7 protein-coding genes are annotated in these 13,188 nt (G+C 46.1%); all 7 read right to left on the reverse strand.

Annotated elements, in window-relative coordinates:
* Positions 1-177: 177 nt before the first annotated feature.
* Positions 178-1,425: an ABC transporter permease gene (locus C6P39_RS06770; RefSeq protein ID WP_104803235.1), complete on the reverse strand. Its 1,248-nt coding sequence runs from the start codon at positions 1,423-1,425 to the stop codon at positions 178-180.
* Positions 1,426-2,316 (reverse strand): ABC transporter ATP-binding protein, encoded by an 891-nt coding sequence (locus C6P39_RS06775; protein WP_104803236.1) that lies wholly within the window; start codon positions 2,314-2,316, stop codon positions 1,426-1,428. It abuts the gene before it with no gap.
* An 11-nt stretch (positions 2,317-2,327) separates the two neighbouring features.
* Positions 2,328-3,110, reverse strand: a complete 783-nt coding sequence (locus C6P39_RS06780; protein WP_104803237.1) for a hypothetical protein — start codon at positions 3,108-3,110, stop codon at positions 2,328-2,330.
* Entirely contained in the window at positions 3,097-3,630 is a 534-nt protein-coding gene (locus C6P39_RS06785) for an RNA polymerase sigma factor (RefSeq protein ID WP_104803238.1), read from the reverse strand. Before C6P39_RS06785 ends, C6P39_RS06780 begins: the two co-directional genes overlap by 14 nt.
* Positions 3,631-3,782: 152 nt before the next feature.
* Positions 3,783-4,589 (reverse strand): cohesin domain-containing protein, encoded by an 807-nt coding sequence (locus C6P39_RS28135; RefSeq protein WP_104803239.1) that lies wholly within the window; start codon positions 4,587-4,589, stop codon positions 3,783-3,785.
* Positions 4,590-4,628: 39 nt separating this feature from the next.
* A complete protein-coding gene (locus tag C6P39_RS06795; protein ID WP_104803240.1) occupies positions 4,629-11,900 on the reverse strand; it encodes a discoidin domain-containing protein in 7,272 nt (2,423 codons plus the stop codon).
* Between the two features lie 504 nt (positions 11,901-12,404).
* Positions 12,405-13,169 (reverse strand): hypothetical protein, encoded by a 765-nt coding sequence (locus C6P39_RS06800; protein ID WP_104803241.1) that lies wholly within the window; start codon positions 13,167-13,169, stop codon positions 12,405-12,407.
* Positions 13,170-13,188 lie beyond the last annotated feature (19 nt).

Here is a 13,188-nt window from a genome sequence, read left to right on the forward strand (position 1 = left end):
CTACAGGCAAAAATCCATGCAGAATCGCCTTTGGCGATGGGATTTTTGCTTGGCTGCGGAATACTTTTTAACGGTCAGCGCAGTGAATGCGCAGACCTGCTGAATCGTTACCATCTTGTGCAATCATCCTATAAACAGACAGTGGAGGGGTCCATATTTCGGAACCCTCCACTGCTATTATTTTGCTATATACCGATTATGGAAACAAACGGTCAGGACAAAGAACAGCGGTATTTCCACTGCCAGCACTGCCAGTATCACATGAGGTATCCAAAAAGAGAATGACCCCAGATAAATAAAATTAAAATCAAACAGTTCATATAAAAAACAGCTTCCCAGTCCAAGTCCTCCTGTGGGCAAAATACATCGGATCCAGCCGGCCAGATTTCCGCTGCTCATCTGCCCGATGACAATGGGCAGCAGACAGATGACCATAGCGGCGATCGCCGCTGCAGAGACACTTCTGCATCTGGAGGAAATCATCAGAGTACACAAAACTGCCGCTGTAATGGTAAGAAGTCCAACGCCCGCTCCGATCAAAAGCATCTGTCCCAAATCCAGATTCGACAGGCTGACTGCTGAGTATAGCATCTGTATGGAACTTTTCAAACATTCCGCCCCAAATATACCTTTTGTGAGTGACAAAAAGATCGTAACGCCTGCAGTCACCGTGAGCGTGGATATGAAGAGCATAACGATCACCCTGGCAACTGCCAGCCGGATCCTCCCGTATTTGGCACACCGCTGGATATCATCTGCCTTTGTCTGGTGATCCGATGAAAAAATCGGCGCAGCCAGCAGCACACAGATAAATTCCAGGAGAAGAAGGTAGAGGATCAGATAGTCCGTGGCATCCTTATTAAAGCCCGGATAATATTCATAGGGCTGTTCCACTTCCGCATAGAGCGCTTTTGCCTTCCTCCGGGCATCCGGATGCTCCTTCTGTTCCATGTCCATCAGACTGTCCAGGCGTTCTGAACACTGCTCATAAAAACGTTGCGCGTTCTCTGGGTCTATCTCCATAATATCCGGCGCAATCCCTGTTTTACTGTCAGCATTCACTTCCCGGACCACATGAATGATGGCTTCAACAGGCAGGATTTTTTCATTATATACATTGAGCGGAAAGTCCCCGCCTGCTGTAGGACCATATTGTTCCACGCAGGCCTGATAGGTTTCCAATGCTGCCTTTATCTTGTCCGGTGTTACAGCTCCGGCGGAAACCGCCTGTTTTTCCTTAATTATTGCTATGGCCTTTCTTCCGGTTATCGTTACCTGTTCACCGTTTTTGTCCATGTAGGAATACTGCATAAAACTCATTGGAAAATAGGCCATGATAAAAGATAATGATAATGCTGCTGCCAGAAGGAACCAAACAGCCCGGGTCTTCATAACCCTTTTACATTCTGCTTTCAACAGACGCATTTACTCCGCCTCCTTTTCAAATCTGTCTTCCGGAAACAGCCAGAGGTACAGATCCTCCAGCCTGGGCACTTCTTTTCTGGAATCTGCGATCCCCGGATCTTCAGACAAATATCGAACGGAGACCTTTCCGTTCTCCTCATTTTTCAGATTTACGATCTGTAGTTTCCGCTCGTACGCTGCAAGCTGCTCCAGGGGTATGGAACCGGTCCAGACCTTACCCTCCACCATCGTCACCAGCTCCTCTGTGGTACCGGAAGCCAGTATCCTGCCGTCTTTCATCACCGCATTGCACGTAGCAATATATTCCACATCTGAGACAATATGGGTCGATATAAGGACGATCCTGTCATGGGAGGCAAATTCCGAGAGCAGATTGCGGAATCGGACACGTTCCCCCGGGTCAAGGCCGCTTGTGGGTTCATCCAGGATCAGGACTTCCGGCTCATTGAGCAGGGCCTGGGCAATCCCCACCCTGCGCTTCATTCCGCCTGAAAGCTTTATGATCTTTTTCTTTCTCACTTCCACAAGTGACATGTTCTCCAGAAGTTCTCCTATCCTTCTTTTGCTTTCCTTTTTGTCCAGTCCCTTCAGCACTGCCATATACTCAAGATAATCCTGAACCGTAAATTCAGGATAAAATCCAAACTCCTGAGGCAGGTAGCCGAAGATATCCCTGTATTTCTCCCCCAACACCTGAATGGAAATGCCGTCATAGAGAACCTTGCCCCCGGTGGGTTTCAGGATTCCGGCCACCATCCGCATAAGTGTTGTCTTTCCTGCCCCGTTAGCCCCCAGAAGTCCCCAGACTCCGGGTGTCAGCTTAAGGCTGACTTGACTGACGGCTTCCTTGTCTTTATATTTTTTCGATATCTGATCAATTGTCAGCTCCATCTTATTCCTCCTTATATCCATGTATCCACTGCAGTCTCTCTTCTTTCCACTTTGTTAAGCTGGATTACGTCCCACAGCACTGCCCCTGCGCAGACAAGCGCCCACCCGGCCCGGAAAGACTGCTCATAAAAACCGTAATAAAAATAATACATCAGCAAAAGGATCACCACAGCTCCCATCCCTGTGGCAAGGCAGGTTATGAGCACGTATCTGATCTGCACATGCGCGGCAATGGTTATATAAATACTCCCCAGTATGAGAAACGGCACCAGCAGGTATAATACCGCAACCCCCGGATTTCCTCCCATGCCCCCCACTGTAAGGAAAAACAGCAGTGTCAGCATCAGAAAATCCCCTGCTCCGATCATTACCAACCGGGCGATCAGCAGGCGGTTTGAAGAGAACCGGGAAACCTGTTCTGTCTCTGCCATCTGATAGCGCCTGGACCTGGCCAGTATGGGCAGAGTGGGAAAGAGCAGAAGAACACTTCCAAAACACAGCAGCACCGGAAGATGCCGGCCCCACAAATACGAGATATCACCGGCGCAAACCGTATAGATCAAGAAATACACGACAACCAGAGACGCTGCCTGCATACTCCATATTTTCCAGCCTAAAAATCTGGCCTGGCTTGTCATAAACTGCCAAAAAGAAATCCTCTTTTTCCCGGAAGCGGTGCGGTATGCCTGTCTGGCTGCCAGCATCACAGCCTTTCTTCCTCTCTCTTCCGTATCCGGTTCTGTCTTTTCATGCATGCATTGCAAAAGCTTTTTTTCTATCTCAGATCTCCTCATGCAGAATCCCTCCTTTCCCCAATTCTTTTTTCATCCGCTTCAGTGCGGCCCGCAGTCTGGACTGTACGGTCCTTTGCGGCAGATTCAAAATCTGTCCAATCTCCTTTTGTGTCAGTTCATGGGCAAACCGCAGGTATATGATCTCTCTCTGCTCTTTTGGCAGTTCTTTGATGAGCAGCATAAAGTCCATCTCTGTCTCAGCTCTCTTAAATCCTTGTTCCAGGCATTCAAACGTATCCGGTAGCTGTTCCTCCTGATGTTTTTTTCTCCACATATCCACACATGTATTGGCTGCCACCTGGTATAAAAAAGCACGGAATTTCCCCTTGTGTATATATCTGTCCAAATACCGCACGGTCTTTAAAAAAGTCTCTTGTACGGCATCCTCCGCGGTCTGCCTATCCGCTGTGTGGCAGATACAGTACCGCAGAATATCGCTATAGTACAGGGATATCAGCTCATCCAGGGCGCTCATATCTCCATGTTCCAGTTCTTTGATCAGTTTGTCTTCACGCGTCAAGATTTTCCTCCTACAGGGCGTCCCCTATATAATAAAACGTATCCAAACATGGAAAATGATTTAATCATTTCATTTTATCAAAAAAAGTCATAAAAAAATACCGGTCTGCATAGTATCCTGCAGACCGGCACTCTTTTATAACTGTTTTCTGATCATGATTCTTTTTTCTTTTTTGCTGCTACTACGGCGGCTATCACTACTGCTGCCGCTCCAACACCCAGAACAGGGAATAAAATGTTGGTATCATCCCCGGTCTTTGCTGATTTGGAGGTTGTTGTGCCGTTTCCGGATTTTTTGGCTGGGGTAGTGGTTGGTGTGGTTCCCTTATTGCCGTTTCCGTCGTTCTTGTCACTGCCCTGGCTGCCGTCATCCCCGCCCGGATTTTTGTTATCATCTTCGCCCGGTTTGTTGTCATCTCCGCCTGGCTTATTGTCATCTCCGCCCGGATTGGGATCTTCACCCTTTGCTTCCACAGTAATGGAAGCCGTATGCGTTTTATTGTTCTCAATATTGCCGTTTTCTCCGGCCAGTTCTTCAACATCTACCTGAATGTCTGCTGTATCGCCGGCTTTAACACCGTCTGCCAGCTGGAATGTCAGGTCAAGCAGACTGCCGTCCTCTGCAAGAGAGGTGGAAGAAGCAAATGCTGCTACGATCTCACCTTCATCTTTATTCCCTGTCAGGCAGTCATTGACTTCACACAAGGCCCCGGACAGCGCACCTCCGGCGCTGTCCGCAGTGAGGACAAGTTTGGAAGCATCGTAATGGATACGGATTTTTCCGTTGGTCACTTCCTGGGCGTTTGTGATCTCACAAGCCACCTGAACCTGGCTGCCCTCCTGAGCCTTACCTGTGTTTAATGCGATTTCTGTTCCACCTGCGGCCCAGACAGGCATTGCCTGTACAAACAGAAGTGCACTCATACATAACATTGCTATTTTCCTGGTTCTCTTTTTCATATAGGTTACCTGCCTGTTCTCCTGGATTTTCCTTTAAAATCAGAATGTAGTGATTTTCTCTGCTGACAACTGCAGAATTTTGGTTGCATCTGTTGTATTGGTTTCATTATCTACATTCACGTCACCAATCAGGATCTGCTCTTCCGTCAGCTCTTTGAGTCCTACGCTGTACTGCAGGAGCAGTGCACTGTCTGCTGCATTTACAACACCGTTCAGATCCACGTCACCGAGAAGTCTTACTTCTTCACATTCTTTAATCAGTGCTTTTAATACAGCGTTGATCTCATCCTGAACTGCTTCCTGATCATCATAGACTGTCTTAGCATTATCAACTGCTTCCTGCAGTCCCTCAATACTTCCTGCCAGATATCTGCCTGCGTTATCAAGTATATTCTGAGCTTTTGCCAGCGCTGCTTCCAGCTCTGCTTTATTGCCCTTGAAGATAAGACCTGCAATGGCTTCTTCCAGTGCGTGACGGGCATCTCTTGCTTCCTGTCCTGTCAGTTCCGTATTGGCTGCTGTCTCTTTTGCCGCATTCAGTTCAGCCTGAAGTCTTTCCACGGATGCTGCTGTGTACTTGTCAGTATCCTTGAGGATCGCCTCTGCCTGCGCAATGATTGCATGGAGACGTGCAAAGTCTTTATCTAACATCTGGGATACTGCAGTGAGCAGATTTGTTGTTGCCTCATTGACTGCCTGCTGTCCTGCCTCTACCTCGTCTTCGCCGTAAACGGTGTCAAATACAGTCTTAGCTGCCTCTAATGCATCTTTAACTGCCTGAACACTGCCTTCTGTATAACGCTCTTCTGTTACAGGATCTGCAAGGATAGCTTCTGCTCCCTGGATCGCAGCTTCCAGACCGAATTTCTGTACGCCCGGTTTCAGTGCTGTGATCGCATTCAGCAGTTTTGAGGATGCATCATCAATCTGACCCTGTGTTGTTTCTGGGTTTGTCAGAAGACCATTTGCCTCATTCAGAGCCTCTTCCACTGCTGCCCAGCTCTCCGGTGAGAAGGACTGGCTGCCGTTTGCAAGATTCTCTGCCATGGTGATAGTTAATTCCAGACCTTTGGTATCTACAGTTAAGTTGACCTGTACAGTAAAGGCTGCTGTCAGTTCAGTCTCACCTTCTGTGTAGGTTACTGTGATCTCTTTTGGTCCGATCACGCTGGAATCAAATCCGGTGATGGTGTATTCGTCCGCATTCAGTGTCCTTGTGGTACCATCATTGTATACGGCCTCCACTACGATTCCTTCTGCACTGAACTCTTCGCCTAACAGATACTCTGTCTTGGCATTTTCTGTGTTGACTGTGATGCTTTCCAGCGCAACTTCAACCAGCAAGTCTTTAGCATTGTTTAACGCTATTATAGCATCTGTGATTTCTTTCTGAGATACTGCATTTTCCATAACTGTTTCTGCCTGTGCAATGGCTTTCTGGAATTCCTCATAGCTCTCAGCCGTATATCCATCTTCAGGGATTGCTCGCATCTCTTGAATCAAATCACTTAATCCTGCGGTTTCTAACTTCTTAAATGTCACTTCCAGAGTGTGGTCATCTGTAACATTTTTAAATGAAACTTTGTTACCCTCTGGAACTGCAGGCTGTCCGTCAACTAAAACTTTTTCTACATAATAACCTTTTTCCGGCTGTATTACAAATGTTTTATCTGTTTTGTCGTAAACTGTCACGTTACCAGTCTGGCTTACAGTACCGTTATCTCCGGCAGTCACCTTAATTGTATGTGTTTCAACTACATCACCATAATAAACTTCTTTTACAGTGATTTGGTTTTCCTGTTCTCTTGCCTGCAGCTGGTACTGACCCGGTTCTGTACCGTATGGAATATTCTGGAAGCTTCCCATTTCCTCACCGTCATACTGCAGACTTAAGTTATATAATCCCGCAGCTCTGCTCTTACTTTTTTCAAATGTGAAGACTACTTCATGTATTTCTCCCGGGGTAAGAGGTGTTGAATTTTGGAAATAATCATATCTCTTGGTATCTAGTGCACTGTCATAGAACCATGCCTTGGCATCTGTATCATAACCAAATCTGATATTATCACCAACCACAAACAGTACTTGGTCATTTACCGTTTCCGCCTCAAAACGGATGTGGAAGATACCTTCATCAATGAATTCTGAACTCTTGTCTGTCACAGAACCGTTTGCCCCAATTGATAATTTCAATCCAGTTTCTGTTAATTCACCTGAAGCGGCATCATATGCCAAGTCCACATTATCTGTCTCCTGGAAATCCTGATGCTTCTTAATCTCACCAAATGTCACATCTAAGGTGTGGTCTCCTGTAATATACTCGAAGCTGACTCTATTGTTCTCAACCTCAACGGACTCTCCATCCACTAATACCTGAGATACATAATAACCTTCATTTGGACTAATCACAAATGTCTTATTTGTTTCTTCGTATACAGTTACATCACCTGTCTGATTTACTGTTCCGTTCTCTCCTGCATTAACATGGATTGTATGTGTGGGTGCATCACTTCCATAATAAACCTCTTTCACAATGATATTGTGTGCACTCCTTCTGGTCTGAAGCTGATATTGTCCTGGCTCCGCGCTATAGTCGATACCACTGGCTGTACCAAGAGATACACCATCATACCATAATGATAAATCGTAATAACCACCGTTTCTTACAAATTTAAGAATGATCTCATGTTCCTCATTAGCGGTAAGAGGGGACGTAAGTGGGAAGTTACCCCAGCCACCCTTGTTATTTGCAGAATCCCAGAACCAGGCTTTGCTGCCGTTATCAAATCCGAAACGGATTCCTTTACCTACAACAAACAAGGTCTGATCCTCAACGCTGTCTGTCTGGAAACGAATACGGAAGACCCCTTCATTGACAGCAACTGCATTTAAGTCCTTCACTTTTCCTGATCCATTGATTGACAAGTTCAACCCTTCATCTGTCAGCTCTGCAGAAGCCTTATCCTTTTCAAAATTCACATTTTCTGCAATTTCAAAGTCCTCATAATAGTTGCTGTACTGAGCAACATTTACTGCCTCTGAAAAAGCTTTAATCGCTGCTTCTAATTTTATAAAAGCTTTTTCATATTCAATTGCATCTTTCCCTTCGGGAACCGCTTTTGCCTCACTTATTGCAGCGTTCAATGCGTCTACTGCTTCCTGGGTATATTCACCCGGCTTAGGACCTACCACTGCTTCGTCTAATTTAGCCTGTGCATCCTGAATAAGAACACCTAAATCTTCAAAAGTAAAATTATTCGGAACATAAGTCAGCAATTTTTCAAGAGCTGTCACATGGCCTTCTGCGTTGCTGAAAGACACATTTATAGCTACTGTTTTTCTGGTTGCTCCTTCTTCTGCCTTGAATGTAACATTCATCAGGTCGGCTGCCTTTTTGAATGCATCCTGTTTCTTAATTCCATATGCAAAGCGAACCGTTTTAGTGCCGTCTTCATTGTCAACAACTGACGGTTCTTGTGTGTTTAGCAATGCATCTTTATTAATTTTCGCGCTATCTGTATCGAGCGTAATCTGAGCCGGATCATATGTATATTCCACAACTGTATTTCTGTACTTGTTATAGATATTCTCCAGACCTACATTTACCTGATAGTTATTATTTCCCTTATCTTCTGTACTTACTGTCGCTGCCGGGCTTCCCGTGATCTCCTCACCGTAAACACCCATCTCTGTCATGGACATTCCCCATTCATTGGCATTGCTGATGGAGACAATCGCAACATACTGAGCTTCTGCCGGATCAAATTTCACCAGATTCAGTCCCGGATAAGCGCTGTTTACTGTCTTGACCGTATTCCATGTTTCTCCGTCTGCAGATACCTGTACTTCATAATCTGTGGCATATGCACCCGGTGTCCAGTCAACTGCAACTGTGTCTACCATATATTTCTTTTCCAGATCTATACTGATCCACTGGCCGCTGCCCTTTCCGCTGCTGTAACGTGTGGACTGGCTGCCGTCAACCGCATATTTTGCTGCCATGGAATCTGCCTCCTGGCCGCTTGCCTCTGCCGGTTTATTCAGTGCCAGGTTCTCACCTGCAATCTCCTGATAAGGCTCAACGATAACTGCATTGACAATAGCTTTCCCTTCGGCGGCTTTCAGTCCGATATCGATCAGACCGTCTTTTGCCTCCGCTTCAACCGTGATATCGTATGCTTTGTTCTGTTCCGGAATGGTAAATCCTTCTTCCACTACAGAACCGTTGACACTCACATCAAATGTTCCAGGGGTGAAATCGTCTGCGCTTGTATCATTAAAGTAAAGTTTTACTCTGTAAAGTCCAGGTGCTACTTTGAATTTATATCCAAAGTCTTCTCCGGCACGTCCGCTCTTCAGCGCAGTTCCAAGCCCGGCATCCGGTACCGGTTTATTACCGGCGAGCTTGCTGTTGATCTCCTCTGTTGAGGTGGATCCATTTGCGTACCAGCCGCTTCCTGTGGCTTCAAATTCTGCATCCTCGAACAGTCCGTCATGGTTGCCCATATTGGATGTATCGGAGTTACCTGCATCCAGTCTCATATTCACTTCTGACATAACAGCCATATCTGCTGCGATACCATTCAGGATCGGATCCGTCATGGTTCCGGCTTCTTCACTGTATGCACTCTGAAGTTTCACCGTGATAACACCGCCTGCAGGATACACAGAACCGATTTCAATCACATCTGTGTCACCGGACAAGGTGTATCTCTCTTTCACTACCTCACCGTTTACCAGAACGTCAAAAGTACGCCCGGTTGTATCTTCCATCTCGGAAACATAGAGTTTCAGATTGTGGGAAGCATCTGATGCGTAAACCTTGTATTCAATTGTATCAGCAGTAACGCCTGTAGCATATACACCGCTGCCGCTGCCGGTCAGTTTGGTATACTCCTCAACATAACCGGATAATTTTTTATTTGCATCGTAAGCCTGGTCTGCGCTGAATCCGTCAATGGCATCTCCGCCTACATTATAGGACTTGGAATGCTCCTGAAGGACAAACTGCCAGTCTGTACCTGTGGTGCCCAGTGAAAGTGTTCCATCATCGTTGCAGACAAGGAAGTTATTCCCGGATTTCAACTGATGAAGGCCGTTCTTTTGGTCAACGGCAGTCCAAACAGTAGAATCTTTTTCGGACAGAACTGCGCTGTCACCATCCGTATTTAAGTATAAGTACGCATTGCTCTCTGTATCCCAGATCTTAACCTTATATCCGTCGCCCGCGTTCTCCATGACAAACTGGCTGCCTGAAGCGTTGACTTCCAGGCCATTCTCTCCGCTTGCAAGATACTCTCCGCATTCCGGATCATATACTTTATATCCCGCATTGCTCTCAAGTGCAAAGTCTGCACCTTGAACGCCTGTCATTTCCATAATACCGATATCCGGTGCGCCGTCATAGAGGGCGTTTCCAAAGAAGTCGGTCTTTGCATTTCTGTCTGAAGTGTAATCCCAGAGTCCTTTGTTTTCCGGGCTGGTTGCCGGAACTACATTGACATACACACCATTGCCGATAGCAGGTGAACCTTCCTTCAGCGCGTAGGCTTTCAGGGATTCCCAATCGGATGTGGCTGTCATACCATCCTCACTGATCGTGGCACTCTTGCCGCCGCCCGCATTTTCAAAGAGCGGGTCTGCCTGGATCGCATTAGGGATTTCACCGGGATCATGAATGCCGCTGGCTTCATATACCAGGTTTCCTGCCTGCTGCAGATAAGAGTTGTTCCAGCTTTCCGCCGTTGTCTCCGCACTGCCCCATTTACTGGTCACTTCTTCATTGTAGTTATAGTAAATGTTGTTGTACATATGCCAGTTGTAAGCGCTTCCCATAGCGGAACCGCCGCCGTTGCTGTGATTGAATACCCAGTTTGCACCATCGTAATAGAATACATTATTGTAAATGTAACTTTCAGAATTGGTATTTCCTGCTCCGTGACGCCATGCAAGACCGTCATTCTGGCTCACATTATAACGGATAACATCTGTATTGTTATTACCCATCATAAGCATAAAGCCCATAGGCGTATCATGGCTGTAATTGTACTCAAAAATGCTGCCTGCACACCAGTAATCACTGTCGTAAGAGCAGCCGTCCTGGTTGTAGGCCGGACCGTCAAAGCTCTCATTATAACGGAATAATGTGTCAAAGGAGTTCCATGCCCAGATACCTGCATTGGCTCCTTTTGCACGCATAGCCTGTCCGTTTACCACGTTGTGCTCAACTACTGCGCCCTGTGATTCACAGACCAGGATACCGTCACCGCCGATATCACTCAGATAGTTTCCGACAATGTGAAGACCTCTCTGTGCCTGGTCTTTATAGCGGATATTGTCATGACGTACACCGTCATTGGCTGAGTTATTATCCGCATCATTATTGGGGTCATATCCGGCTTTATCCGGGTCATTGTTTCTGAACTGATCCAGGTCGGAAAGGCGGATAGCCTTGATTCCTGTACGGTCACACTGGTCAATTCTGTTGTTCTGGATGGTTACGCCGTTAAAGTAAGGAAAGACTCCTGCTTCTGAGCTGAAGATAACCTCAATACCGATACCGCCGTCAACTTTGTTTACACCGCGGTTTTCATTTCCGTCTACATCATGTACATAACAGCCGTCAATAACCACGGTGTTGTACTCTCTGTCGCCTTCTAATGTTTTGTTTACAGTTTCCCGCTCATCAATGGTAACGTGAATACCCAGACGTCTGGGAATTACATCGTCGCTTCCGGAATTCAGGTTGTTTGGATCTCCTGCATCGCTTGTCTCATTGAAAGCGTCATCATTTGTGACTTCCAGTCCCGTTACATATGTATACTCCATATTCTGGATCAGGACTGCCTCTTTGTAGCCTGCATATTCAGGTGTTCCGTCCCCATTGGTGCCGCCGGTCCTTCTGAATCCTCCTGCATTGATAACAGGCATGCTTCCCTCGCCATATGTGTTGATCACAATTGGCTTCTCCTCGGTTCCCGTTCCTTTCGGTGCAAGCTGCTGGTTGTCAAAAATGCTGCCCTTTTTCAGGCTGATGCCGTCTCCGGGCTGCAGTTCAATTGAGTTTACCTTAGCCAGAGTCTTAAATGGATTTGCCTCCGACCCGTCACCGCTTTCATCATTGCCGCCTTCACTGTCCACGTGGTAAACGGTTCCTGTGATTTCAGGGATTGTCTCTGTGGCTGCCTCAGGTATGCTTCCCTGGTCTTCTACGGCCGCTTGTATATAGACTGGGAAATTAACTGAAGTGCAGACAAGAGCTGTAGCCAGAGTAACACCAAACGCCCTGTTCCATCGCTTCCATGATTTCATACATTGCTCTCCTTCCAAAAGAATATTTACGCAATGAGCTTCAACACGCTGCGCTGATCAGCTTCCGTCATTTTGACAGGTGTTGCATTGCCGTGTCTCCTATTATAGTCCACATATAAACATAATTTTTTACGAATTCTACTTGTTTTTCGTCATTTTCGACCATTTTTAATTCAAAAAGATACAATAATGCAAAAAAATTGTATGATTAAGCAAATCTTACAGCGATCACCCGGCTTTTCTTGTTGATTCTGCAATAAAAAAAGACATCCTGCATACCTTTTTTATTGGGTATGTGAATGTCTTTTTTCCTATATACATGTATTCTATCTTGTCACTATTCACGGCGGCTATCCCGCCAGGTGTTTTTATGCGCTTGCGCATGAAAATTCCGAGGCAGCCAGCGCGATATTGGGCAGAATGCTCCATATCTGTGCATCGCGAAGCGGGTTACTGTATACAGAACTGTGTTTTTTGCAGGGCTGTGATTAGTAACTCTATTTTTTATTTTCCTTCCAAAACATCCTTGACAGCCTGTACCAATGCCTTTTCACTGGGTATTTCCACTTTGGCAGCCTCTGCCATCTCTTGTAAATGCTCCTCATACTTATGATCCAGAACAAGGTTTTTGGCGTATGTCTCCACTGTTTCATACTCCTCATTGTTGAAATAGTCCGGGTCTGCATCGTAAGCTGCCCTTGCCTCCTCATCCGACACAGTGAGCACTTCTTTCTTTATCAGTTCTCTTTTATTCTGAAGGGAGAGATTTTCATTAAAATAATCATAGAACTGGTCTGCTGTGTACTGGGTCATTCCAAACACGGTCTCATTATTTCCCTTTTTCTTCTCTCTGTCCTTATTCTCTTTTTCCATGGCCTCCATCAGGGAAGGATAGTCAATTGCATCGGCAAGGCCGTTGTCCATAGCCTCCTTCTGCATGGTTTTCACTTGTTTTAACTCATCTACCACTGCGTCAGCCAAGTGTTCATACCCTGTCTTTCCTTCCGCCTCTGTTTCCCAGGTGAAATCCGATATATCAATTCCTGCCTTAGCCGCTATCTTTTCCCTCTGATGCAATTTGATCTTGCTGACAACACAAGCTGCTTCTTCCTTGTAAACCGGCTGCCCGTCAACGGAAAACACCGCTTTCTCTGTCCGGCTCTTCATAAAAAATATGACTGCTGCCGCCGCTGCCACGGCTATGACCACCAGAAGAAGCCATATCCGTTTCTTTGATGAATTTCCGTTGTCTTTCTGCATTTTACCCATTTTCTATCTCCTGTGTTTT

Source organism: Blautia marasmi (assembly GCF_900258535.1).
Lineage (GTDB): Bacteria > Bacillota > Clostridia > Lachnospirales > Lachnospiraceae > Blautia > Blautia hominis.

Coding starts and splice junctions, on each gene's coding strand:
- C6P39_RS06770 (WP_104803235.1), bottom strand. CDS start 1,425: ATGCGTCTGTTGAAAGCAGAATGTAAAAGGGTTATGAAGACCCGGGCT.
- C6P39_RS06775 (WP_104803236.1), bottom strand. CDS start 2,316: ATGGAGCTGACAATTGATCAGATATCGAAAAAATATAAAGACAAGGAA.
- C6P39_RS06780 (WP_104803237.1), bottom strand. CDS start 3,110: ATGAGGAGATCTGAGATAGAAAAAAAGCTTTTGCAATGCATGCATGAA.
- C6P39_RS28135 (WP_104803239.1), bottom strand. CDS start 4,589: ATGAAAAAGAGAACCAGGAAAATAGCAATGTTATGTATGAGTGCACTT.
- C6P39_RS06795 (WP_104803240.1), bottom strand. CDS start 11,900: ATGAAATCATGGAAGCGATGGAACAGGGCGTTTGGTGTTACTCTGGCT.
- C6P39_RS06800 (WP_104803241.1), bottom strand. CDS start 13,169: ATGGGTAAAATGCAGAAAGACAACGGAAATTCATCAAAGAAACGGATA.